The following is a 22,493-nucleotide window of genomic DNA, read 5'->3' on the forward strand; positions in this document are numbered from 1 at the left end:
CATCTATACGAATGTTTACGGATAGGCTAGGGGAAAAATGCGCCGGGGAGAGGCACGCCGCATTCGTCATGCGGGCCACCCCTGATCGAATGCTACCGGGAGAGAGACATGAGCCTGCCGTCGATCCATCCGAACTGGGATTTGCCGCCAAAGGGCATGACCGATGGCTATTCGCTGGAAATCACGGCGAAAGACATTGACGCACTGCGCGAGGCCGCGCCCGCCATGGCTCCTGAAACCCCGGTCGCCGTCACCTTTCTGCCCGGCGAATCGCTGGAGGCGCGGATCGAGGCGGCGCGGACCGTGCGGGCGCTGGGTTTTGAACCGATGCCGCATTTTTCCGCCCGCCGTCTGGAGTCGGGCGACGATTTCGAGACCTATCTGGCCGCCGTGGTGCGGGAGGCGGGCGTGACCCGCTGCTTCATCATTGCGGGCGATCCGCCCGAAGCCGCCGGTCCCTATACAGACAGCATGTCGCTGATCCGCACCGGGGCATTCGAGCGGGCAGGCATCAGGGCGATCGGCATTGGCGGCCACCCGGAAGGGCATCCCAATATGACGCCCGACCAGTGTTTTGATGTGCTGATCGCTAAATGCGCGGAGATAGAAGCGCGCGGCATGGCCCCGCTGATCGTCACCCAGTTCAGTTTCGACGCGGCGCCGGTGCTGTCCTGGCTGGCCGAATTGCGCACGCGCGGCATAAATGCGCCGGTGCGGATCGGCATTCCCGGCCCTGCGGGCATCAAGACGCTGATGCGCTTTGCGGCGCGCTGTGGCGTGGGGGCGTCCGCGTCAGTGCTGACCAAATATGGCATTTCGATCACCAAGCTGATCGGCACCGCTGGTCCCGACAAGCTGGTCGACGCTCTTGGCAAAGGGCTGGGAAGCCAGCATGGCAAGGTGCGATTGCATTTCTATCCATTTGGCGGCCTGACCCGCACGGTCGAATGGATCAACGATTATACAACAAGCCGCTAAAGGCGGCGCGACTTGAGCGGAGAAGCGATGTGACCGAGATTTGCACCCTGACCCTGCAATGCGACGACCGGCCCGGCCTGGTGGCCGATGTTGCCGGCTTTCTGGCGCAGCAGGGCGGCAATATTACCGACGCCCAGCAGTTTAACGACAAGCTGACCGACCGTTTCTTCATGCGGGTGGAGTTTGAGGCGGCGGACGACAGCGTCGACGGGCTGCGCGCGGCCTTTACCAATGTGGCGCAGAAACGCGGCATGGAATGGAGCCTGCGCCGCCGCAGCGAACGGCAGAAGGTGCTGCTGCTGGTCAGCAAGTTCGACCATTGCCTGGGCGACCTGCTGTATCGCTGGCGGATCGGTGAGCTGGACATGGATGTGGTGGGCATCATCTGCAACCATCCGCGCGAGGCGCTGACCATATCGCTGATCGGCGATGTCCCCTTCCACCATCTACCGGTGACGAAGGACACAAAGGCCGAGCAGGAAGCACGGATCAAGGCAATCGTTGACGAGACCGGCGCGGACCTGATCGTGCTGGCGCGCTACATGCAGATTTTGAGCGACGATCTGGCCGGGTTCGTGTCCGGCCGCTGCATCAATATCCACCATAGCTTCCTGCCCGGCTTCAAGGGCGCCAAGCCCTATCATCAGGCGCATGAGCGCGGGGTCAAGATGATCGGCGCGACGGCGCATTATGTGACCGCAGATCTGGATGAAGGGCCGATCATTCATCAGGATGTAGAGGCGATCGGCCATGCCGACACGCCTGACGATCTGGTGCGCAAGGGCCGCGACATTGAACGGCGGGTGCTGGCGAGCGCGGTGCAGCATCATTTGCAGGGTCGGGTATTCCTGAACGGCGCGCGCACCGTCGTATTCAAGGCCTGACCATGGCGCAGGTCATTGACGGGCGCGCGATGGCGCGCGCCCTGTCGGACGAGACCGCCGCGCGGGTGGCAGCGCTGGTCGAACGGACCGGCCTGCCACCCGCACTGGCGGTCGTGCTGGTCGGCGATGATCCGGCGAGCCATGTCTATGTGCGGCGCAAGATCAGCGAATGCCGGCGCGTGGGGATTACCTCGATCGAGCATCGCCTGCCGGTCGATTTTCCGCAGGCCAATCTGCTGGCGCTGATCGACACACTGAATGCAGACGCGGCGGTGCATGGCATATTGATCCAGCTGCCGCTACCCGCCGGGATCGACGCAGCGCTGGTGCTGGACCGGATCGATCCGGCCAAGGATGTGGACGGCTTTCACCCGGTCAATGTCGGGCGATTGTCCACCGGGACCGGCGGGCTGGTGCCCTGCACGCCATTGGGGATCATGAAGCTGCTCGATAGCGTGATCGACGATTATCGCGGATTGAACGCGGTGGTGATCGGCAAGTCCAATATTGTCGGCAAGCCGGTCGCCATGCTGTTGCTGGAGCGCGAAGCGACGGTGACGGTTACCCATATTGAAACGCTGCACCTGCCCGACATTGCGCGCAAGGCAGACATCATCGTCGCGGCCGCAGGTGCGCCGCATCTGGTGCGCGGCTATTGGGTCCGGCCCGGCGCGATCGTGATCGACGTCGGCATCAATCGCGTCACCCAGGCCGACAATAGCACGCATATTATCGGCGATTGCGCTACCCATGAACTCGACCATGCCAAGGCGGTGACGCCGGTACCGGGCGGGGTTGGACCCATGACTATCGCCTGCCTGCTCAGCAACACCGTGCTGGCAGCCGAAAGGAGCCAGTATGCCTGAGCCGATCTGCACCACCCGCGTGAAGGTGCGCGACCTGCCCCTGCTGGCCGATATCGGCATCAACCCCGACGAGATTGGCCGTCGCCAGCCTCTGGTGATCTCGGTCGATCTGCAGCTGTCCGCCGACCGGGTGGACGGGATTGGCGACACGGTCGATTATCGCAAGGTCGCGCAGGCGGCCGAGGATCTGGCGCTGGTCCATATCCCGCTGATCGAGACATTCGCGCAGAAACTGGGCGAGCGCTGTCTGGACTTTGCCTGCGTGGTCGAGGCGCGGATCAGCGTGGACAAGCCGTTCGCGCTGACGCGGGGGCTGGCGGGGGTCGAGGTGACGGTGCGGCGGGGGTAGGACGACGGGGTCACTTTTCCCCCGTTCGCCCTGAGCCTGTCGAAGGGCTGCCCTTCTTGAAGAAAAGTACAAGGCTTCGACAAGCTCAGCCCGAACGGCTCTTATTAAAGCGCGATGGCCTAATTTTCGTCCGAGGGGCGAATGCGGGAGGCCAGCAGGACTAGCGCTGCGATGCCTGACCCCAGCGCCAGCAACAGCGAGGTGGTCCCCCGCCCTGCCCCGGCCGCCAGCAACTGCCCCGCCGCGAAGGGACCAAAGGCCGCACCGAAGCGGCCGAAGCCGATGACAGCGCCAGTGCCGGTCGCGCGCAGGGTGGTGGGATAAACGTTAGCGATCAGCGCGTAGAGGCCGACCACCGAGCCATTGGACAGGAAACCCAGGATGAAAGCTGCGCCCTGAAGCAGGACCAGTTCCGGCGGCACGGCACCGAAGGCGGCGACCGCCACCGCTGCACCGGCGAGGCCGAAGATGACGAGCGGACGCAGGCCGAGGCGGGGCGAGAGCAGGCCCAGCATCAGTCCGCCGATCGCGCCCCCCGAATTCATGAATACCGACACGATCGTCGCGCGCGACGGATCGAACCCCAGCGCCACGACCAGCGATGGCGCCCAGCCCAGCGCATAATAGAAAGTCATCATGTGCAGGCCGTACATGACGATCAGCGCGATCGTGGTGACGCGGTAGCGGTCTGCGAACAGGGATCGCATTGATGCTTTGGGTTCGTTGAGTGCCACCAGTTGCGCCGCCTGCGACTGGCCAAGCCGTCGCAATATCGCGTTGATCCGCGCGAGTGCGTCCGGTCCACCGCGCGTCGCCAGCCAGCCGATCGATTCGGGCAAGCAGACCAGCACCAGCGGCACCATCATCAGCGTGGCCACGCCGCCGAACAGGAAGATCGCTTCCCACCCCTGCGTCCGCAGTAATTGGGCCGCCCCCCAGCCGCCGATGACGCCGCCGACCGGATAGCCGGCCGCCATGATGCTGACGGCCAGGTCGCGGCGGCGACGATTGGCAAACTCGGCCGACATGGCGTTGATCGCGGCCAACATCGCCCCCAGCCCCAGCCCGGTAAGTGCGCGCAGTAGGCCTAGCGACACCACGCCGGTGGCAAAGGCGGAGGCGAACATGCCGATCGTCATGATGCCGAGACAAAGCAAGATCTGGCGACGGCGGCCGATGCGGTCGGCCAGTTGCCCCAGCGTCAGCGATCCGATGACCATGCCAACAAGGCCGGTCGAGACAATGATGCCGATCGCACCCGGCCCAATCCCCCAGTCCTTCGCAATGCCGGGCGCAGCGAAGGTGATGGCCAGCACGTCGAAGCCATCGAGCGCGTTCAAGAGAAAGCACACAGTGACTGCGACGATCTGCGGCAGGCGCATTGGACTGTTGGCCATGATGCTACGCGGGTCGTCCGCTGGCAGGGTGACGATGCCCATATTCATTCTCTCCCGTCGCGCCGTGCGGCCATAGTTGCGATATTGTATGCCAACGACACAATTAGACGATCCTGCCCGCTTGCGCTAGCCCCATGATAAATGTAACGATCGTTATTAATTAGGAAGAGGTGCGGATATTTATGACCAATGCGAGCCGGATAACGGCCGGGGAAAATACGCAGCCCAGCCTGTTGCTGGGGATCGGCTTTGGCTTTCTGTCGTCGCTTGGTCCCCTGGCGATCGACCTCTATTTGCCCGCCATGCCCGCTATGGCGCGCGAGATGGCAGCCGATAGCGGCGCGGTGCAGCGGACCTTGTCTGCCTTTTTCCTGGGGCTGGCACTGGCGCAGATTCCGCTGGGCACGCTGGGCGACCGGTTTGGGCGACGCTGGCCGCTGATTGGCGGGCTGACGCTGTTCATCGTCGCATCGACCGCCTGCACGTTCGCTACCAGTCTGGAGCAGTTGATCGCCTTTCGCTTCCTTCAGGGAATGGGCGCGTGCGCGGGGACGTCGAGCGTGCGGGCGATGATCCGCGACCGGCATAGCGGCCATCGCGCGGCGCAACTGATGGCGTTCACCTTTCTGGTGATTGGCATTTCACCGGTACTGGCACCGCTGGCTGGAAGCTATTTGTTGCTGCTGACAGGTTGGCGCGGGCTGTTCGGGTTGCTGGCGTGCGGCGGTTTGGTGGCGATCGTCGCGGTGCTGCTGTTCCTGCCGGAATCGCTGCCGCCGGAGCGGCGACCGGTGCGCCTGTCGATGCTGATATCCTATGGCCAGTTGCTGGCGACTCCGGCCTTTGTTGGCTGGACGCTGATCGCAGGGCTGGCGACGACCATCCCCTTTGCCTTTGTCACCGCGGCCCCCTTTGTGTTCAGCATCGGTTTCGCCCTGAGCGCGCATGAATATAGCCTGTTGCTGGCGCTGAACGCCGTGACGTCGATCATCGCGACCCAATTTGCGCCGGGCCTGATGCAGCGCCTTGGCGCGCGGCGCCTAGTGCTGAGCGTCGCGAGTATTGCGATTGCCGCCACGGCAGTGATTGCGCTGGTGGCGACGCGGCAGGCCATGCCGTTGCTGCTGTTTCAGCTCTATTCGATGCTGTTGTTTACGATCGCGGGCCTGATCCTGACCCCGGCGGCGATTTCGGCGCTGGATGCTGCGGCGGGCGGCGCGGGCGCGGCGGCGGGATTGCTGGGTACGCTGCAACTGGCGATCACGGCGGTGGCGAGTGGGGTCGTGTCGCTGCTGCCGTCTTTTTCGGTGCTGCCGCTGGTCGGGGTGTTGGGGGGGGCGTTCGTCATCATGTGGGTGACGAGCATTGCGATGGGTGCGCGAAGTGAAAGCACCATTCGTCCTGAGTAGCCGTTGAGCTTGTCGAAATGGCGTATCGAAGGACTGCGATTGGACGCAACCCTTCGATACGGGCCTTCGACTTCACCTTCGGTGAAGTTTATCCTGAGCGCCTGCTGCAAGCAGGCAGTCGAAGGGCTCAGTCCCTACTCAGGGCGAACGGAGTTTAGATAACTTCTAAACCTCATCGTCGTCGGGGCGGGTGGATTCGAGGAAGCGGCTGTTGCCGGCTTCGTCCTTGGATTCAAGCGTGTCGACCAGCGTGTCGAGAAAATGGTTGAGCGTATCGACCTGCGCCGCTTCCAGTCCCGACACCAGATAGTCGGCGACCTTGTCGGTCTGGGGGCGCATCAGCAGATAGAGGCGCTGGCCTTCGTCGGTCAGCACCAGCGTCTTGCGCCGCTTGTTGCTGGCGTCGCGTTCCACCGTGATGCGGCCATGTTTTTGTAGGGCGGCAACGGCGCGGGAAACGCTCATCGGGTTGACCCCGGTCATTTCCGCCAGTTCGTGGCTGGCGGAATTGGGGAAGCGGCCGATCAGCATCAGCAGGCGAAATTCATTAAGGCTGATCTTGTAGCGATGCTCCAGATAGGTGGAAAAAGGCGCCATCAATTTATTGGCGAGCCGCAGGATGCGGTGCAGCGTATCGGACTGGCTGACTTCGTCAGCACGGGACCGGGGCGACTTGCGTGGCGCGGTCGGGCTTTTGGGCGCTGGACTGTTCGACATGGCTTTCCGATAGGACATTTGCCGGGCCTCAAGTCAAGCCGGGCATGGGAAAGACGTGATCAAGCGGCAGGGACGATCGCGCAGCCTACACTGGTGAAGCAACCGTCGGCGACATGATAATGGATATATTGGCGCATCTCCTGCACTTCGCCTTTGCGGATCGGGGCGAATTGATCCAGCCCCTGTTCGCGCAAAGCCTCCGCGGTCAGGTCGCGGGTCGCCTCGACCCGGATGATCCCTTCGAGCGCGACCAGTTCGTCGCTGGCCGCGAAGCGCTCGATCGTCAGGGTTTCGATGACATGGGCGTGAAGGAAAGCGTAGAAGCGCTTGAACGCCTCGCGCGTGCCAAGATCGACGCCGAAGAACTGAATCGTCGCGCCCGGCGCATAGAAATCGAACACCGTGTCATAATCGCGATTGTTGAAGGCGTGCGCATAACGCTCGTAGTCAGTCCGGTTCATATGGGCCTCTCCAATTTTCCGGGCGGCAATTTTTCCCCTGCCCGCTTGCCTTATTAATAACGATCGTTATCGTAAGGACAAAGGGCGGTCAAACGCCAGCAAAAAAAGATGGGAAGAGGATGATATGGCCCGCACCGAGCAGGAAGAGCGCAATCTCAAACTGGTCATGGCGATGTTCGACCATGTGCTGAAACCCATGGATGCCGACGCAGTCGACCGCTATCTGGCCCCCGATTATATCCAGCATAACCAGTGGGTCGATACCGGGACGGAGCCGCTCAAGGCGTTTTTGCGGCAGGTGCGTGGAGAAAACCCGGACGCCGTGCATGACATCAAGCGCTGCTTTGTCGAAGATGACCATGTCATCGTCCATTATCATGTCCGGCGGCGGTCGGGCGATCCGGGCTTTGCGGTGATCGACATTTTCCGCGTCGAAAACGGGCTGATCGCCGAACATTGGGATGTGGTGCAGGATGTGCCAGCTGATAGCCCCAATCCCAATTCCCCCTTTTGACGGAGAGCGACATGCGGTTCAGCGACAAGATCGTCCTGGTCGTCGGTGGCAATAGCGGGATCGGGCTGGCGAGCGCGCGGGCCTTTGCCGCCGAGGGCGCGATCGTGCGGATCACGGGGCGGGATCAGGCGACGATCAACGCGGCGGTGGCGTCTATCCCCAGCGCGAAAGGCTATCGCGCAGACATTGCCGATCTGGACGCAATGGACGCTGTGATGGCCGACATGGCGGCGCAGGACGGGCGGATCGACACTTTGTTCGTCAATGCAGGCGTCGGCGGCTTCGCGCCATTTCGCGACCTGACGCCCGCAGACTGGGACCATGTCCATGGCGTCAATCTGCGCGGCTGCATATTTGCGATCCAGAAGGCGCTCAAGCTGATGCGCCGGGGCGGGTCGATCGTCGCGACCGGATCGATCGGTGGCCATGCCTTCGTGCCGGGCAACACGGCCTATGCGGCGGCCAAGGGCGGGCTATATGCGGCGATAAAGGTGATTGCGGGCGAATTGGTGGGCGAGGGTATTCGCGTCAATCTGGTCAGCCCCGGCCCGATCGAAACGCCGCTGCTCCATCGCAATCCGGGGATGAGCGACGCGGATGTTGCGGCGATGCGTGAGGTCATGATCGAGGCCGTGCCGATGAAACGGATGGGCCGGGCGGAAGAAGTGGCGCGCGCGGTGCTGTTCCTGGCATCGGACGAGGCTAGTTTTATTACCGCTGCCAATCTGTTTGTGGATGGCGGCACGCTGGAATTGGGGTGATTGGGGAGTTAGGTTGATGGAAAATCTGTTTTCGACGCTGGATAATCCGCGGCTGGAATTTGCGATGGAGGTGCGGCTGCAATTTCCGCGGGTGCAGACCATCGTGAATACGCCGATGGGGGGCAATCGCAGCGCCGTCTATGTCGATGGCGGCACGTTCGAGGGGCCACGGATCAAGGGCAAGGCTGTGCCGGGATCAGGCGGCGACTATGCCTATTTCCGGCCCGACGATGTCGCGGTGTTCGATGCGCGCTATATGCTGGAGGAGGAGGATGGCACGCTGATCCTGCTCAACAATCGCGGCTTCCTGTGGGGGCGCAAGCCCGACACGATGGCGAAATTGCGCGACTGGGCCTTTGGCGAGGGACAGCCGGTGGAGCAGCAGGATTATTATCTGCGTGGTAATCCGACCTTCGAATGTCCGGTCGGCAAGCATGACTGGCTGACCAAACATGTGTTCATCGGCGTGGGCGAGCGGCGCGCGGATGGCAATGTGCTGCGCTATTATACGCTGACGTAAATGCACCATCAGCCGTTCGCTTCGAGCGAAGTCGAGAAGCTTTGAGCGCAGTGCTTCGCGTTTCTCGACGTAGTTTATCCTGAGCGCCTGCCGTAGGCGGGCAGTCGAAGGGCTCGAAACGAACGGAGGTGAGTTAAAGCGAGATCAGCGCATCGAGCGCCAGCGCGCCCTGTCCTTCGGGATAGACGATCACCGGGTTGAGATCGACCTCGCGGATGGCGGGGGTGGCGGCGACCATGCGGCCGAGGCGCTGGACCACGTCGGCGACTGCGCCGATGTCCATGACCGGCGCGCCACGGAAGCCGTCGAGCAGGGGGGCCATGCGCAGCGTGCGGATGCGGGCGATGATGGCATCGCGCGGCAGGTCGGCGGGGAGCAGGCAGACATCGTGCAGCAATTCCGCCGCGACGCCGCCGAAGCCGACCAGGATGGTCGCGCCCCAATGCGGATCGTTGCGCGCGCCGACAATGAGTTCGACACCCTTGTCCGCCATCCCCTCGACCAGCACGCCATCCAGCACCAGGCCGGGGCGGGACGCGGCGATATTGGCGGCGAGGCGGTGCCAGCCTTCGGCCAGTTCGTAGCGGTCTTTGAGACCCACGATGACGCCGCCCGCGTCGCTCTTGTGTGGCAGGTCGGGTGATTGGGCTTTGAGAACAACCGGATAGCCCTGCGTATCGGCGGCGGCGATCGCCTCGTCCACGCTCTGCGCCATGGCGAAGCGGGGGAAGGCGATGCCGTGTTCGGCCATGATTGCCTTGGAACGATATTCGGGGATGGAATGGCCGACCTGCGCCAGATCGACGACCGGGGCGGCGTCCAGCGGCGCGGTGGTAAAATCACGCGTGGCAGCGGCGCTGATATGAGCGAGTGCCCGGACGGCGCGTTCGGCGGTGGGCAGATAGGTGACGCCAGCCTGGCGCAGGGCGGCAAGGTCGTCCGCGGACACGCCGCCGCCTTCATCGACACCGCCGACGATGATCGGCTTGGTCGGACGCAGGCTGGCGAGGGCGTCCAGTACAGCAGTAAATTTGATGTGCGAGGTGCCGGTGTCGGTCTGGATCAGGGTCAGCAGAATCGTGGCGATGCGCGGATCATCGACCAGCGCGGCGAGCGTGCGGCCATAAAGGCCGGGATCGACCAGCCCCTGCGCGGTGACGTCGAGCGGGTTGGTGACGGGCACGAAATCGGGGAGCGCCGCGCGCAGGGCCGGGCTGTCGGCGTCTGTCAGGGCCGGCAGGTCGAGCGCGACCGCTTCGGACAGGTCGAGCATCATCGCCTTGAACGCGCCGGATTCGGCGATGACGCCAGTGCCGCCCGCGCCAATGGATGCATTGCGGGTCAGCATTTCGGCGACGTCGCCCAATTCTTCCAGCGAGTCGACCAGGATGACGCCGGCGCGTTCGACATGGACGGCCATGACAGCATGATCGCCCGCCATCGCGCCGGTGTGGGTAGCGGCGCTGGCCGCGCCCGCCGCGCTGCGGCCAGGGTGGAGCAGCACGACCTGCTTGCCCGCCGCGCGGGCGGCGCGGGCGGCGGCGAGGAATCGGGCAGGGTCGCGGATATGTTCGGCGATCATGGCGATCACCATGGTTTCGGGTTCATCGACCAGATGGGTGAGATAATCCTCGATACCGCTGGCGGCTTCATTGCCGGTCGAGATGTAGCAGCTCAACGGCACGTCGCGATGGATCATCGTCGTCGCCAGCACCGCAGCCATAGCACCCGATTGCGAGACGATGCCGACCCGGCGGTCGCCCTGCGCCTTGGCCTCCGGCATTTCGATGAAGGTCAGCGAGACATTGTCGCGGAAATTGACGAGGCCCAGGCAATTTGGCCCTTCGACCACCATCCCGGCGTCGCGGGCAATGCGGGCGATTTCCTGCTGGTCGGCCAGACCCTGCGGTCCGTCCTCGGCAAAGCCGGCGGAAAAGATCACCGCCGCACCGACATGGCGACGGGCAAGGCCGCGCATCGTATCCAGCACGCCTGCGCGGGGGATGGCGAGGACAGCGACATCGACACCTTCGGGCAGGTCATCGACCGAGGCGACACAAGGACGCCCGCCAATCTCGGAACGCTTGGGGTTGACCAGATGGATCGCCCCGGCAAAGCCCTGCCGCACCAGATTGGCCAGTACCGATGCGCCCAGCGCACCCGGCTTGTCCGACGCGCCGATGATCGCGACCGAGCGAGGCCGCAGCAACCGGTCGAGCGACGGCGCGGCCGTTGGCGATGCGGGCCGGTCGAGGTCGATCATGTCGGTCAAGCGTATCTCTCCCCAGAAATCAGGTCATGGGAGCGGGTCGAATCAGCCGCTCTTTCATGTCTATATTGTGCGCCTGTGATACAATTTACGCAACCGATTTTCCGTCTGCCTGTCCTTTAGTCCGCGCTGGCGGCTCGGGGCGCAGGGCCGAGTTTACGGAGCAGGCCATTCAAGGTGCGGACTTCCTCCGCGCTCAGACGTGCCGTCATCCGGGCGTCCGACACACGAAGCGCATCGACCATCACCGGCACCTGCGCCTGTCCCTCCGCCGTCAGCCATAAGGCATTGGTGCGCAGGTCGCGACCCGGCCGCCGTTCGACAAGGCCGCGCTCCGCCAGGATGTTAACGAGCTTCATCGCGCTCGACCGATTGATGCTGAGCGCCCTGCCCAGCGCCGTCTGGTCGCAGCCCGGATTGTCGCGGATCAGGATGAGCGCGGTCAGCTTGGCAGGCGACAGGTCATGCGCGGCCATTGCGGCGCGCGCATCCGTGTCGATCACCAGATGGGCACGCTGGACCTGATAGCCCACCAGTCCGCGCAGATCCGCCCCCTGTTTCATCGCTGCCTTTATCCTCTTGCCAAAATTGTATCACAGGCGCACAAATACATGCTACAGGCTAGCATCGCACAAAGCGATAGCCAAAGCCGTTGCGAATCAGGATTTGTAGTCAAGGAGAGCGATAATGGATCATGAATACCGCCTGTTGATCGACGGCGAACTGGTGCCGGGCGTCAGCATGTTCGATGTGGTGAACCCGGCGACGGGCGCTGCCTTCGCATCCGCGCCCAAGGCCGACGAGGCGCTGCTGGAGCGCGCTGTTGCCGCCGCCAAGCGCGCGCTGCCCGCATGGTCAGCGCTGCCGGTCGATGAACGGGCCACACTGGTCAACAAGCTCGCCGACGCGCTGGAAGCGCGAATTGGGGAATTTGCCAGCCTGCTGACCGCAGAACAGGGCAAGCCGCTGGACCAGGCCGGGTATGAGATTATGGGCAGCGTGTTCACGCTGCGCGGTTTCGCCGCGATGCGGATCGAACCCAAGGTGCTGAAGGATGAAGGCGGCAATCGCGTTGTCGAACATCGCACCCCGCTGGGCGTCGTCGCGTCGATCACGCCGTGGAATTTCCCGATGATCCTGCTGATGAACAAGCTGGGTCCGGCACTGGTCACCGGCAATGTGATGATCGCCAAGCCCGCGCCGACGACGCCGCTGACCACTTTGCTGTTCGGCGAACTGGCGCAGGCCATCCTGCCGCCCGGCGTGTTCAACATCGTGTGCGACCAGAATGAGCTTGGCGCTCTGATCACTGGCCATCCCGACATTGCCAAGGTTGCCTTCACCGGATCGACCGCGACCGGCAAGAAGGTGATGGCATCGTCGGCCGGGACCGTGAAGCGGGTGACGCTGGAACTGGGCGGCAATGACGCCGCGATCGTGATGGACGATGTCGACGCCAAGCAGGCGGCGAAGAAAGTCTATCAGGGCGCGATGACCAATGCCGGGCAGATTTGCGTCGCGATCAAGCGCGCCTATGTGCCCACCCCCATGTATGACGAATTTTGCGATGAGCTGGCCAGGCTTGCCAATGAAGCGATCGTCGATGATGGGGCCAAGCAGGGGACGACGATCGGCCCGGTGCAGAACAAGATGCAGTTCGACAAGGTCAACGCCCTGATCGAGGACGCCCGCACCCGCGGCACGGTGATGACCGGTGGCGCGCCGCTCGACCGGGCGGGCTATTTCATTGCCCCCACGATCGTGCGCGATCTGGACGATGATGCGCCGCTGGTGCGTGAAGAGCAGTTCGGCCCGGTGCTGCCGGTGCTGAAATATGACGATATCGACGATGTGATCGCGCGCGCCAATGACAGCGACTATGGGCTGGGCGGCACGGTGTGGGGCAAGGATCTGGCCCGCGCCACAGAAGTTGCGATGAGGATCGACAGCGGCACGGTGTGGGTCAACCAGCATCTGGCGATCGACGCCAATATTCCGTTCCGGGGTGTGAAGCAGTCTGGCCTTGGCGCGGAACTGGGTGAGGCAGGGATGCTGGAATATACCCAGGCACATATCGTCAATTCGGTGGAGTTTGCCGACGCCTGATCTTTTATCCTGATGGGGCGCAAAAAGGGCCGGAGAAGCAGATCGCTCCTCCGGCCCTCTCTTTTTGACATTTTCGCGTCGCCCATATGACGTATTCGGAATTTTCGTTCGCGCGGTCATCATAGCCTCGACCCAGGAATTGGCCCCCTTTGTCGAGGAACTTCCCTATGCGTTTCGTCCCCATGGTGACTGCCGCCGTTACCGCCGCCACTCTGATCGCCGCCACCATCCCTGCAAGCGCCCATGGCATCTGGTTCGCCCAGCGCGCGAGGCAGATTGCCTTGGTCTATGGCGTTGGCGCGGACGATCTGGATGCGGTCAAGCGGCTGCCGATGATCATGTCTGTCGCTGGTTATGATGCCGATGGCGCGCCGGTTACGACGTCGCTGCGCGCGGCTGGCGTGGTGCCGGTGGTCGATAGCGACGAGCCGGTCGCGATCGTCGCGGCAGTCATGGATTATGGCCTGTGGAGCCGGACGCCCGATGGCGAATGGCATAATAAGGGCCGTGACGAGGTGCCAACCGCCGCGCTGGCCGAACATAATTGGAAATATGCCGTCCATCTGACGCAGGTGCCGACCAAGGCGCTGCCCATCATTCCAGGGCATATGCTGCAGATCGTGCCGGTCGATCCCGCCATCCCACAGAAAATGGGCCAGCCGATGAAGGTGCGCGCCCTCTATCAGGGCAAGCCGATGGAGGGGGTCACGGTCATGACCGATTATGTCAATGATCCCGACGAGGCCGCCGTCAAGACGGGGGCTGACGGCACGGCGACGATCACGCTGCGCAATCAGGGTCTGAACGTGTTGATGGGCATCTATGTCGGCCCGGCGGACGACAAGACGAAGGTCGACCATGTCGAACATCGCGCGTCGCTGTCCTTCGTCCTGCCGCATCTGCCCGAATAATCCGGTTTGCCAAGGAGTTTGATCCCATGAACAGCGCATTTTTCCGCACCGGCCTCGCCGCCCTCGCCCTGATTGCCGCGCCTGCCATGCTGCACGCACATGGCAGCATGAAACCGCAGCATGGTGGCCTCGTCCAGATGTCGGGCGAGACGATGATGGAACTGGTTTCCAGCCCCAAGGGCGTCGACGTCTATCTGAGCGAGGAGGATGAGCCGCTGGCAGCGGCGGGCTTTACCGCCAAGCTGACCCAAAGCGTCGCCGGGGCCAAGACCGAGGCGGCGTTGAAGCCCGCAGGCGGCAACAAGCTGACCGCACCGGGCTTCAAGACCGCCAGGGGGGCCAAGCTGGTCGTTGCGCTGGTCGACAAGAGCGGCGCCAAGATTTTCGCAACCTTCCAGGCGAAATAAGGAACCCAGCCGATGCGCAACGCGACCCTTCCCCCGTCTCTCTCTCCAGGCGTGCGGCGGGTCGCGCTACTGCTGGTATCGTTTCTGTTTGCGCTGCTCAGCCAGGCGGCGATGGCCCATGGCGTCGATGAGAATGACAAGGCCTTCATCGAGGGCGCGTCGGGCGTCAACATCATCCCCTACATGTATCTGGGGGCCAAACATATGGTCACCGGCTATGACCATCTGCTGTTCTTGGCGGGGGTCATTTTCTTCCTCTACCGGATGAAGGATGTCGGCGCTTACGTAACCTTGTTCGCGATCGGCCACAGCACGACTTTGCTGCTGGGTGTGCTGCTGGACATTCGCGCCAACCCCTATCTGATCGACGCGATCATCGGCCTGTCGGTTGTCTATAAGGCGATCGACAATTTGGACGGGTTCCGCACCTGGTTTGGCATAGCGCCCAATCCCAAGGCGGCGGTGCTGATCTTCGGTTTCTTCCATGGCTTTGGTCTGGCGACCAAATTGCAGGAGTTGACACTCGCAAAGGAAGGAATGATATATAATCTCATTAGCTTCAACGTCGGGGTCGAGCTGGGCCAGTTCATGGCGCTGGCGATCATCCTGCTGCTGATGAATCTGTGGCGCATGAGCGGCAATTTCCACCGCTCCGCCATTTTCGCCAATGCCGCGCTGATGACGGCGGGCTTCGTCCTGGTCGGCTTTCAGCTGGCCGGTTATTTTACGCAAGGGGCATGACATGACAGCATCTGCGCTTCCAACCCGCATCACCCCGTCGCCTGCCACGCTGGCCAAGGCGACCGGTGGCGCGGCGATCGCTTCCGTGGCGATCCTGACCCTGTTCGTGCTGCCGGCCGAATATGGCATTGACCCTACGGGAGTCGGCGGCGCGCTGGGGCTGACGGGCATGGTCGCGGTCAAGACGGATGCACCCGAAGCTACCGCCGCGCCCGTTGCGGCTGCACCGGCGCTGCCGACCGGGGCCAGCATCGCGCGCTCAGGCACGCTGCGGCAGGACGAAATGACTATCACGCTGGAGCCGCATAGTGGACAAGAGGTGAAGGCGCATATGCAGGCGGGCGACAGTTTCGTGTTCAGCTGGGCCACCACCGGCGGGTCGGTGAAGGTCGATATGCATGGCGAGAAGCCCGATGCGGCCGAGGGCGAATTCACCAGCTATTGGGAAGAGCGCGAACGGACCAGTGCGCAGGGCAATTTCACCGCGCCCTTTGCCGGCACCCATGGCTGGTACTGGCGCAACAAGGGCGACACGCCCGTGACCGTGACGGTAAAAGCCACCGGTTTCTACAAGGATCTCTTCCAGCCCAAGGGCGCGTGAAGCAGAGGATAGAGGGACAGATTATGAGCAGCATTGCGGGCCACGCCCCCCCCACCCCCTACAGCCCAAGCGCCGCCTCGCCGGTCGCGGCAGCCAAGGCGCGCACGCGATTGATCGCCATCGACGCGCTGCGCGGCCTTGTCATGCTCTTCATGCTGGTCGATCATGTGCGCGAGACGTTTTTCCTGCATTTGCAGGTCACCGATCCGGTCGATGCCAACACGACCGATCCGGGGCTGTTTTTCACTCGGTTGCTGTCCACCTTCTGCGCGCCGACTTTCGTGGCGCTGACCGGCCTGTCGGCCTGGCTATACGGCCAGTCGCACAGCAAGGGGCAGGTTTCGGAATTTCTGCTCAAGCGCGGGCTGTTCCTGATCTTTCTGGAAATGACCGTTGTCGGCTATGCCTGGCCGACGCAGGCGCCTGCTTTTCCGCCGACAGCGATCTGGTTGCAGGTGATATGGGCGATCGGCATTTCCATGGTCGCTCTGGCGGCACTGCTGCATTTGCCGCGGGCCGCGCAATTTGGCGTGGGGCTGGCGATCGTCTGCCTGCACAATCTGCTCGATCCCATTCGGCTGACCGCAGACCAGCCGGGCTATGTCGCCTGGGCGATCCTGCACCAGCGGTCGCTGATCGAATTTGGCGGCGCGGCGATCAAGACCACCTATCCGGTGCTGCCGTGGATCGGCGTCATTCTGCTTGGCTATGCCTGCGGGCCATGGTTTGCCAAGGGCAGCGATCCGCAGCGGCGCATCCGCCGTCTCGTCACGTTGGGGCTGGGGTTGATCCTGGGTTTCGTTGCGATCCGCTATCTCAATTTTTACGGCGACAAGCCCTGGTTCGTCGCGGAAACGCCGCTGCGCACGGTGATGAGCTTTCTGGCGCTGACCAAATATCCGCCATCCCTGCTGTTTCTGATGCCGACCGTTGGCGCTGGCTGCCTGCTGCTGGCCCTGTTCGAGACATATGAGGACAGTCCGGTCATGCCGCATCTGGCGCTGCTGGGCGGGGCGCCGATGTTCTATTATATCCTGCATCTCTACGTCTTGAAGCTGATCTATAACGTCGCGCTCGTCCTCTACGGGCCGACCAAGGGCAAGGTGTTCGGCGTCGATAATCTGTCGACGGTATGGATCTGGGTCGCGCTGCTGATCCTGCCGCTTTACTTTCCGACCCGCTGGTTCGCGCAGCTCAAGCAGCGGCGCAAGGACATCTGGTGGCTGAAATATCTCTAAGACCGTTTCATATGGCCGTCTCCGTTACGGAGGCGGCCATTTTCAGGCGGTTTTGCTATCTTTGCCGCGAAAATCGAGCGCAGCATTTTAATGCCGTAACGACCATCGATTCACAATTTTGCGCCGTCCTATGCGCCAAGTTTGACGGAATATGTCTGGAACTCATCCTAGCCTGAACAGCAAGAAGAGGTGGCACAAACACCCCGTGGCCCGGCACCCGATGACAGGACCAACAGTCCGCGTCGGACATAAGAGACCCGCCGGTCCCCGCTTCGCAGGACGTTCGGAACAGCGATTTTTTAAGGGGATTTCATCATGCAACCATCATCCACATTCCGCCTGGCGCTGATCGCCAGCACCGCCGCCATCGCGTTGCCGACTGCCGCGATCGCGCAGGCACCCGCCGCCGAAACCAGCGACATCGTCGTCACGGGCCTCAAGCGCCAATATTTTGGCGACACGCCAGTCAAGGAAATCCCGCAGGCGGTGCAATTTCTGGAAGGCAAGCTGCTCAATGACCTGAACATCACGCGGCTCGACACCGCGCTGGAGCTGGCGAGCGGCATTTCCAAGCAGAATAATTTTGGTGGTCTGTGGGACAGTTTCGCGATCCGCGGCTTTGCCGGGGACGAGAATTTTCCGAGCGGCTTCCTGGTCAACGGCTTTAACGGTGGCCGCGGCTATGGCGGCCCGCGCGATGCGTCGAATGTCGAGCGGATCGAAGTGCTGAAAGGTCCGAACTCGGCGCTGTTCGGGCGCGGCGAGCCCGGCGGCACAGTCAACATCGTCAGCAAGAAGCCGACCTTCAAGGAAGGCGGCAGCTTTTCGGTCGCGGGCGGCAAGTGGGATACTTATCGCGTCGAGGGCGACTATAATCTGCCCATCACCGATACCGTCGCCATCCGCCTGACCGGCGCGGTCGAAAATGCCGAAAGTTTCCGCGACACGGTGGAGACGCGCAAATATGTGCTGAACCCGTCCTTCCTGGCGAAACTGTCGGACAAGACGATCTTCACCTATGAACTGGAATATGTGAACCAGGAAGTGCCGTTTGAGCGGGGCGTGGTGGCAATTCCGACGGTCGCCGCTAACGGGACAATCAGCTACAATCTGGGTGCCATTCCCAATACCCGCTTTTTGGGCAACCCTAATGACGGCCCGACCGAAGTCGAAGTGCTCGGCCATCAGGCGCAGTTGCAACATGACCTGAGCGACGATTGGGTCGTGATGCTGGGCGCGGGTTATAAGGATACGACGTTCGAGGGCTTTTCGAGCGATCCCGAACTGGTGCTGAGCCGCCAGCGGATCGACAATGACGGTCGCACCCTGTCGCGCCAGCGTCGCTATCGCGACTATAGCACCACGCATATGGTGTTCCGGGGCGAAATCAGCGGCAAGGCGGAAACCGGGTCGATCGTCCACAATATCCGCGTAGGCGCGGATTGGGACAAGTTTGAGATCGACAAACTTCAGACCCGCTATCGTCCAAGCGCAGCTGACCAATCCTATGCGATCGACATCTTCAATCCTAATTACAATATCGCTGCCCCAACGCCGATAACACCAGTAGAAAATTCAAACGAAGTGCAAAAAGCCTGGGGCATTTATGCTCAGGACCAGATAGAGATTACCGAGCAGCTGAAGGTACGCTTTGGCGGTCGTTATGATCATTTCAGCCAGAATATCGATCTGCGCCTGAACAATACCAACCCCAGAAAAAGCTATAGCAAGTTCAGCCCGATGGCGGGGCTGGTGTTCGAGCCGACCAGCAGCGTGTCGCTCTATGCCAGCTACGGCAAGGGGTTCCGGCCCAACAGCGGCGTCGGGTTCGATGGCCAGCCCTTTGCACCGGAAATCAGCAAATCTTATGAGGTCGGTGCCAAGTTCATCACGCCGGACGGTCGCCTGACCAGCACCGTGTCGCTCTACAAGATGAAGAAGAGCAACGTCCTGTCGACCGATCCGCTCAACGCGGGCTTCTCCAAGCCGGTGGGGTCAGCCGACAGCAAGGGCGTGGAGTTTGACGTCAATGCCAAGCTGCCGGCCGGGTTCGAGCTGTTCCTGACCTATGCCTATACCGATGCGGGCTGGGCCACCAATGTGTTCGACCCCAATTTCGGCCTGCCTATCCTGAAGGGCGATCCGCTGATCAACATTCCCAAGCATCAGGGCAACATACTGCTGTTCAAGAATTTTGCGATCGGCGATCATGAAGCGATGCTGGGTGGCGGTGTCAGCCATGTCGGCAAGCGCCTGGGCGAGACGGCGACAAAATTCTTCCTGCCCAGCTATACTATCGCCAAGCTGATGGGATCGGTCACGATCAACGACCAGTTCAAACTGTCGGCCAATGTCGATAATCTGTTCGACAAGAAATATTATGCCAGCTCCTATGCAGCCCTGTGGGTGCAGCCGGGCACGCCCCGTTCCTTCACGGTGCGTGGCACGTTCAACTTCTAAAACAGGTGCCGGGGAGGCGTTCGCGCCTCCTCTTTCAGGGCCGCTGGCGACATTTCTCCTCCTGTCGTCAGCGGCTCTTTTCGTTTCAGAGGGATGTCCCATGAACCGCGCGCTGATATTGCGCCTGCACCGGATCATCGGCCTGGCCATGGCGGCGTTTCTGCTGATGCAGGCGCTGAGCGGGGCGATGCTGGTCTATCGCGGGCCACTGGCGCGGCTGATCGATCCGGTCGCGATGACAAGCGGCGGCGTGGGACCGGAGATTTCTGTCGGTGCGACGGTGGTGCAGGCGAACCGGTCCGCTGCGGGCTTTACGGTGACGCGGCTGTTTGCGCCCGATGTGGACGGAGCGACCTGGTTCGCGCAGCTGGGCAATCGTGACGGCGCGCTACGCTATGCGTCAGTCGATCCGGCGGGCGGCGCAGTGACGCGGTCCGGCAGTGTGTTTGCCTTTCCGGTCGAGGCTGCGCTGCACATCCACTATCGGTTGATGGCGGGCAAGGTCGGCATGGCGGTGATCGTGCTGAACGGCATCGCCTTGCTGGCGATGCTGGCGAGCGGGCTGGCCTATTGGTGGCCCAAGCGCGGCAAGATGGGCAAGGCGCTGGCGATACGCTGGACGCTGTCGGCCCGATTGGTGCTGCGCCAGTGCCATCGCACGGCAGGCGTCGTGCTGAGCGCGATCCTGCTGTTCGTGGCGACGACAGGCCTGTTGCTGGCAGTGCCTGAATTGCTGGGTGGCGGCGCGGCGAGTGCGCCGTCCGCCGCATCGGCCGCTGCGATCGACCGTAGCCTGACGCTGGCGCAAACCGCCTTTCCCGATGCCGCATTGCGCGACCTGCGGATCGAGGACGACAGGCTGATCGTCAATTTTCATGCGCCGGAGCGTAATGCGCGCGCGATCCATCGTGTCATCGTGACGCTGGCGCAGCCGCGCATCGTCAGCGCAATCCGCGCGGATAATAACAAGGCGCTATGGATAACCGTTCTGCCGCTTCATGCCGGTGACGCCTTTGGCGCGGTTGGCAAGGCGCTGCTGCTGATCGTTGCGCTGGCATTGACCGCGCTGTGCATTTCCGGCCCTCTCATGTGGTGGCAGGTCCAACGCGCCCGCCGCCCCGCTCCCGCGCGAAAGTCTGTATCATGACCCTGCTCTATACCTCCGACCTCGAACGTGGCCGCATATGGCGCGAGATTTTCGCTGATGAAGCGGCGGATGTAGGCTTTGCCGATCCGGCGGACGCACCTGACCCCGCCACGATCCGCTATCTGGCCGCGTGGAACCCATCGGTGGAATTGATCGCGACATTGCCCGCACTGGAAATACTGTTTTCGATTGGTGCGGGGATCGACCAGTTCGATATGTCCCGCCTGCCGCCCCATGTCCGTGTCGTGCGGATGATCGAGCCGGGGATTGCGCAGGGCATGGTCGAATATGTCACTATGGCGGTACTGGCGCTGCATCGTAATCTGATCGACCATGGCATAGCGCAGCGCAAGGAGCGCTGGGTGCCGATCAAATTGACGCCCGCCAGCCAGCGCCGCATCGGCGTGATGGGGCTGGGCAATCTGGGGCAGGCGGTGCTGGGGGCATTGCGGCCGTTCGGCTTTCCGCTGTCGGGGTGGAGCCGATCTGCCCATGCGGTGGAGGGCGTCGATTGTTTTGCGGGCGCGGCGGCTTTGCCGACCTTCCTGTCAGGCTGCGATATCCTGATTTGCCTGCTACCGCTGACCGACGAGACGCGCGGCATTTTGTGCCGGGAGACGCTGGCGCAGCTGCCACGCGGAGCTGGCCTGATCAATGTCGGGCGGGGCGGGCATCTGGTGGAGCAGGATCTGCTGTCGCTGCTGGACGATGGGCATCTGTCGGGCGCGGTGCTGGACGTGTTCGATCCCGAACCGCTGCCCCAAGGCCATGCTTTCTGGGCGCATCCGCGCATCATCATGACCCCCCATGTCGCCAGCATGACCCGCGCCGACAGCGCGGCACGCGCGCTGATCGCCAATATCCGCCGCCACCAATCGGGCGCGCCGATGGAGGGCGAAGTCGCGCGTGACCGTGGCTATTGAGAGCGCGGCAATCTATGCCGAATGGGTGGCGATAAAAGCCCCATATATGCGCCCGCGCCCGCAGAAATGGGCTTCATGTTCCGGTGCGCCCATGTCGTAATATGGCAGTCACATGGCCAACAGGCCGACCGTTAAGAACCCGCAAAGGACGATCCGCCGATGCCCAATTTCCGGCCAAAATATATCAGCTTCGACTGTTATGGCACGCTCACCCGTTTCCGCATGACCGAGATGGCGACCGCCTTCATGGCCGATCGTATCGACGCGGAAAAACTGCCCGCCTTTTGCAAGGACTGGAGCGCCTATCGCTTCGACCAGGTGATGGGGCCATGGGAACCCTATCAGGAGATTATCCGCAACTCGCTGCGCCGGACGTGCGAGAAGTGGGGTGTGGCTTATAATGAGGCAGACGCGGACGCTGTTTACAACGCTGTGCCGACCTGGGGTCCGCATGACGATGTTGCCGGTGGCCTGTCCAAGATTGGCGACAAGATTCCGCTCGTGATCCTGTCCAACGCGATGAACGACCAGATCCACCATAATGTCGGGATGCTGGGCGCGCCCTTCCATGCGGTCTATACCGCGCAAATGGCGCAGGCCTACAAGCCGCGGATGCAGGCGTTCGAATATATGTTTGATCAGCTTGGCGCGAACCCGGAGGATATGATGCACGTCTCCTCCAGCTTCCGCTACGACCAGAATACGGCGACCGACCTGCATTTTGGCTGCCGCGTATTTGTGGGCCGGGGGCATGAGCCGTCCAACCCCTTCTATCGCGATGTCGAAATCCCCCATATCGGTTGCCTGCCGGCGGTCGTGGGTCTCTGATCGTCC

At 62.5% G+C, this 22,493-nt stretch carries 23 protein-coding genes; 18 read left to right on the top strand and 5 right to left on the bottom strand.

What is annotated here, in order from left to right:
- Positions 1 to 108: 108 nt before the first annotated feature.
- Genes D0Z70_RS11555 through D0Z70_RS11570 form a run of 4 tightly spaced genes read left to right on the top strand, consistent with a single transcriptional unit; the run spans position 109 to position 3,077 of the window.
- On the top strand, positions 109 to 978 hold the full coding sequence (locus D0Z70_RS11555; protein ID WP_119746532.1) for a methylenetetrahydrofolate reductase: 870 nt from the start codon (positions 109 to 111) through the stop codon (positions 976 to 978).
- Positions 979 to 1,007: 29 nt separating this feature from the next.
- Positions 1,008 to 1,862 carry a formyltetrahydrofolate deformylase gene (purU, locus tag D0Z70_RS11560; protein ID WP_119746534.1) on the top strand — a complete coding sequence of 285 codons (855 nt, stop codon included), beginning with the start codon at positions 1,008 to 1,010 and terminating at the stop codon, positions 1,860 to 1,862.
- Between the two features lie 2 nt (positions 1,863 to 1,864).
- The gene (locus D0Z70_RS11565) at positions 1,865 to 2,728 is read left to right on the top strand and encodes a bifunctional 5,10-methylenetetrahydrofolate dehydrogenase/5,10-methenyltetrahydrofolate cyclohydrolase (protein WP_119746536.1); all 864 of its coding nucleotides are present in this window, start codon (positions 1,865 to 1,867) and stop codon (positions 2,726 to 2,728) included.
- Complete coding sequence (locus tag D0Z70_RS11570; protein WP_119746538.1) at positions 2,721 to 3,077, top strand: dihydroneopterin aldolase; 357 nt, start codon at positions 2,721 to 2,723, stop codon at positions 3,075 to 3,077. The genes D0Z70_RS11565 and D0Z70_RS11570 overlap by 8 nt, the downstream gene beginning before the upstream one ends.
- Positions 3,078 to 3,196: 119 nt before the next feature.
- Here D0Z70_RS11570 and D0Z70_RS11575 read toward each other — a convergent pair whose 3' ends face one another.
- Positions 3,197 to 4,516 carry an MFS transporter gene (locus D0Z70_RS11575; RefSeq protein WP_239018886.1) on the bottom strand — a complete coding sequence of 440 codons (1,320 nt, stop codon included), beginning with the start codon at positions 4,514 to 4,516 and terminating at the stop codon, positions 3,197 to 3,199.
- 140 nt (positions 4,517 to 4,656) lie between these two features.
- On the opposite strand from D0Z70_RS11575, the gene D0Z70_RS11580 reads away from it, so the two are divergent.
- Positions 4,657 to 5,883: a multidrug effflux MFS transporter gene (locus tag D0Z70_RS11580; protein WP_119746542.1), complete on the top strand. Its 1,227-nt coding sequence runs from the start codon at positions 4,657 to 4,659 to the stop codon at positions 5,881 to 5,883.
- A 165-nt stretch (positions 5,884 to 6,048) separates the two neighbouring features.
- Here D0Z70_RS11580 and D0Z70_RS11585 read toward each other — a convergent pair whose 3' ends face one another.
- The gene (locus D0Z70_RS11585) at positions 6,049 to 6,600 is read right to left on the bottom strand and encodes a MarR family winged helix-turn-helix transcriptional regulator (protein WP_239018887.1); all 552 of its coding nucleotides are present in this window, start codon (positions 6,598 to 6,600) and stop codon (positions 6,049 to 6,051) included.
- 59 nt (positions 6,601 to 6,659) lie between these two features.
- Positions 6,660 to 7,061, bottom strand: coding sequence for a nuclear transport factor 2 family protein (locus D0Z70_RS11590; protein WP_119746546.1), 402 nt, complete (start codon positions 7,059 to 7,061; stop codon positions 6,660 to 6,662).
- Between the two features lie 124 nt (positions 7,062 to 7,185).
- Here D0Z70_RS11590 and D0Z70_RS11595 point away from each other — a divergent pair, with 124 nt between their 5' ends.
- From D0Z70_RS11595 to D0Z70_RS11605, 3 genes are read left to right on the top strand one after another with little or no spacing between them, the layout of a single operon-like run.
- Positions 7,186 to 7,575: a nuclear transport factor 2 family protein gene (locus tag D0Z70_RS11595; protein ID WP_119746547.1), complete on the top strand. Its 390-nt coding sequence runs from the start codon at positions 7,186 to 7,188 to the stop codon at positions 7,573 to 7,575.
- Between the two features lie 11 nt (positions 7,576 to 7,586).
- Entirely contained in the window at positions 7,587 to 8,336 is a 750-nt protein-coding gene (locus tag D0Z70_RS11600) for an SDR family oxidoreductase (RefSeq protein WP_119746548.1), read from the top strand.
- Positions 8,337 to 8,352: 16 nt separating this feature from the next.
- Entirely contained in the window at positions 8,353 to 8,856 is a 504-nt protein-coding gene (locus tag D0Z70_RS11605) for a DUF3237 domain-containing protein (RefSeq protein WP_119746550.1), read from the top strand.
- A 133-nt stretch (positions 8,857 to 8,989) separates the two neighbouring features.
- Here the strand turns inward: D0Z70_RS11605 and D0Z70_RS11610 are convergent, their stop codons facing one another.
- Both D0Z70_RS11610 and D0Z70_RS11615 read right to left on the bottom strand, forming a co-directional pair.
- Positions 8,990 to 11,119, bottom strand: a complete 2,130-nt coding sequence (locus D0Z70_RS11610) for an acetate--CoA ligase family protein (protein ID WP_182913946.1) — start codon at positions 11,117 to 11,119, stop codon at positions 8,990 to 8,992.
- A gap of 125 nt (positions 11,120 to 11,244) precedes the next feature.
- Positions 11,245 to 11,688, bottom strand: coding sequence for a MarR family winged helix-turn-helix transcriptional regulator (locus tag D0Z70_RS11615; protein WP_119746554.1), 444 nt, complete (start codon positions 11,686 to 11,688; stop codon positions 11,245 to 11,247).
- Between the two features lie 124 nt (positions 11,689 to 11,812).
- Here D0Z70_RS11615 and D0Z70_RS11620 point away from each other — a divergent pair, with 124 nt between their 5' ends.
- The 10 genes from D0Z70_RS11620 to D0Z70_RS11665 all read left to right on the top strand — a co-directional run bounded on the left by D0Z70_RS11620 (position 11,813) and on the right by D0Z70_RS11665 (position 22,487).
- Positions 11,813 to 13,231, top strand: a complete 1,419-nt coding sequence (locus tag D0Z70_RS11620; protein ID WP_119746557.1) for an aldehyde dehydrogenase family protein — start codon at positions 11,813 to 11,815, stop codon at positions 13,229 to 13,231.
- A 167-nt stretch (positions 13,232 to 13,398) separates the two neighbouring features.
- Positions 13,399 to 14,142, top strand: a complete 744-nt coding sequence (locus D0Z70_RS11625) for a DUF4198 domain-containing protein (RefSeq protein ID WP_119746559.1) — start codon at positions 13,399 to 13,401, stop codon at positions 14,140 to 14,142.
- Positions 14,143 to 14,168: 26 nt separating this feature from the next.
- Positions 14,169 to 14,549, top strand: a complete 381-nt coding sequence (locus D0Z70_RS11630) for a hypothetical protein (RefSeq protein WP_119746561.1) — start codon at positions 14,169 to 14,171, stop codon at positions 14,547 to 14,549.
- A gap of 12 nt (positions 14,550 to 14,561) precedes the next feature.
- Positions 14,562 to 15,290 (top strand): HupE/UreJ family protein, encoded by a 729-nt coding sequence (locus D0Z70_RS11635; RefSeq protein WP_119746564.1) that lies wholly within the window; start codon positions 14,562 to 14,564, stop codon positions 15,288 to 15,290.
- Between the two features lies 1 nt (position 15,291).
- Complete coding sequence (locus tag D0Z70_RS11640; protein WP_119746566.1) at positions 15,292 to 15,891, top strand: hypothetical protein; 600 nt, start codon at positions 15,292 to 15,294, stop codon at positions 15,889 to 15,891.
- A 23-nt stretch (positions 15,892 to 15,914) separates the two neighbouring features.
- Positions 15,915 to 17,129: an acetyltransferase domain-containing protein gene (locus D0Z70_RS11645; RefSeq protein ID WP_119746568.1), complete on the top strand. Its 1,215-nt coding sequence runs from the start codon at positions 15,915 to 15,917 to the stop codon at positions 17,127 to 17,129.
- Positions 17,130 to 17,444: 315 nt separating this feature from the next.
- Complete coding sequence (locus D0Z70_RS11650; RefSeq protein WP_119746570.1) at positions 17,445 to 19,589, top strand: TonB-dependent siderophore receptor; 2,145 nt, start codon at positions 17,445 to 17,447, stop codon at positions 19,587 to 19,589.
- A 100-nt stretch (positions 19,590 to 19,689) separates the two neighbouring features.
- Positions 19,690 to 20,736 (top strand): PepSY-associated TM helix domain-containing protein, encoded by a 1,047-nt coding sequence (locus tag D0Z70_RS11655; RefSeq protein WP_119746572.1) that lies wholly within the window; start codon positions 19,690 to 19,692, stop codon positions 20,734 to 20,736.
- Positions 20,733 to 21,659 carry a 2-hydroxyacid dehydrogenase gene (locus D0Z70_RS11660; protein ID WP_182913939.1) on the top strand — a complete coding sequence of 309 codons (927 nt, stop codon included), beginning with the start codon at positions 20,733 to 20,735 and terminating at the stop codon, positions 21,657 to 21,659. Before D0Z70_RS11655 ends, D0Z70_RS11660 begins: the two co-directional genes overlap by 4 nt.
- Positions 21,660 to 21,818: 159 nt before the next feature.
- Complete coding sequence (locus tag D0Z70_RS11665; protein WP_119746574.1) at positions 21,819 to 22,487, top strand: haloacid dehalogenase type II; 669 nt, start codon at positions 21,819 to 21,821, stop codon at positions 22,485 to 22,487.
- Positions 22,488 to 22,493 lie beyond the last annotated feature (6 nt).

It is taken from the genome of Sphingobium terrigena, assembly GCF_003591655.1.
GTDB classification, from domain to species: Bacteria; Pseudomonadota; Alphaproteobacteria; order Sphingomonadales; family Sphingomonadaceae; genus Sphingobium; species Sphingobium terrigena.

Bases quoted from the DNA above. Each gene is read 5' to 3' on its own strand.
- D0Z70_RS11625 (WP_119746559.1), top strand. From the start codon at position 13,399: ATGCGTTTCGTCCCCATGGTGACTGCCGCCGTTACCGCCGCCACTCTG.
- D0Z70_RS11605 (WP_119746550.1), top strand. From the start codon at position 8,353: ATGGAAAATCTGTTTTCGACGCTGGATAATCCGCGGCTGGAATTTGCG.
- D0Z70_RS11565 (WP_119746536.1), top strand. From the start codon at position 1,865: ATGGCGCAGGTCATTGACGGGCGCGCGATGGCGCGCGCCCTGTCGGAC.
- D0Z70_RS11595 (WP_119746547.1), top strand. From the start codon at position 7,186: ATGGCCCGCACCGAGCAGGAAGAGCGCAATCTCAAACTGGTCATGGCG.
- D0Z70_RS11660 (WP_182913939.1), top strand. From the start codon at position 20,733: ATGACCCTGCTCTATACCTCCGACCTCGAACGTGGCCGCATATGGCGC.
- D0Z70_RS11650 (WP_119746570.1), top strand. From the start codon at position 17,445: ATGCAACCATCATCCACATTCCGCCTGGCGCTGATCGCCAGCACCGCC.
- D0Z70_RS11645 (WP_119746568.1), top strand. From the start codon at position 15,915: ATGAGCAGCATTGCGGGCCACGCCCCCCCCACCCCCTACAGCCCAAGC.
- D0Z70_RS11620 (WP_119746557.1), top strand. From the start codon at position 11,813: ATGGATCATGAATACCGCCTGTTGATCGACGGCGAACTGGTGCCGGGC.
- D0Z70_RS11585 (WP_239018887.1), bottom strand. From the start codon at position 6,600: ATGTCGAACAGTCCAGCGCCCAAAAGCCCGACCGCGCCACGCAAGTCG.
- D0Z70_RS11665 (WP_119746574.1), top strand. From the start codon at position 21,819: ATGCCCAATTTCCGGCCAAAATATATCAGCTTCGACTGTTATGGCACG.
- D0Z70_RS11635 (WP_119746564.1), top strand. From the start codon at position 14,562: ATGCGCAACGCGACCCTTCCCCCGTCTCTCTCTCCAGGCGTGCGGCGG.
- D0Z70_RS11555 (WP_119746532.1), top strand. From the start codon at position 109: ATGAGCCTGCCGTCGATCCATCCGAACTGGGATTTGCCGCCAAAGGGC.
- D0Z70_RS11630 (WP_119746561.1), top strand. From the start codon at position 14,169: ATGAACAGCGCATTTTTCCGCACCGGCCTCGCCGCCCTCGCCCTGATT.
- D0Z70_RS11590 (WP_119746546.1), bottom strand. From the start codon at position 7,061: ATGAACCGGACTGACTACGAGCGTTATGCGCACGCCTTCAACAATCGC.
- D0Z70_RS11610 (WP_182913946.1), bottom strand. From the start codon at position 11,119: ATGATCGACCTCGACCGGCCCGCATCGCCAACGGCCGCGCCGTCGCTC.
- D0Z70_RS11570 (WP_119746538.1), top strand. From the start codon at position 2,721: ATGCCTGAGCCGATCTGCACCACCCGCGTGAAGGTGCGCGACCTGCCC.
- D0Z70_RS11615 (WP_119746554.1), bottom strand. From the start codon at position 11,688: ATGAAACAGGGGGCGGATCTGCGCGGACTGGTGGGCTATCAGGTCCAG.
- D0Z70_RS11580 (WP_119746542.1), top strand. From the start codon at position 4,657: ATGACCAATGCGAGCCGGATAACGGCCGGGGAAAATACGCAGCCCAGC.
- D0Z70_RS11640 (WP_119746566.1), top strand. From the start codon at position 15,292: ATGACAGCATCTGCGCTTCCAACCCGCATCACCCCGTCGCCTGCCACG.
- D0Z70_RS11575 (WP_239018886.1), bottom strand. From the start codon at position 4,516: ATGGGCATCGTCACCCTGCCAGCGGACGACCCGCGTAGCATCATGGCC.
- D0Z70_RS11600 (WP_119746548.1), top strand. From the start codon at position 7,587: ATGCGGTTCAGCGACAAGATCGTCCTGGTCGTCGGTGGCAATAGCGGG.
- D0Z70_RS11655 (WP_119746572.1), top strand. From the start codon at position 19,690: ATGAACCGCGCGCTGATATTGCGCCTGCACCGGATCATCGGCCTGGCC.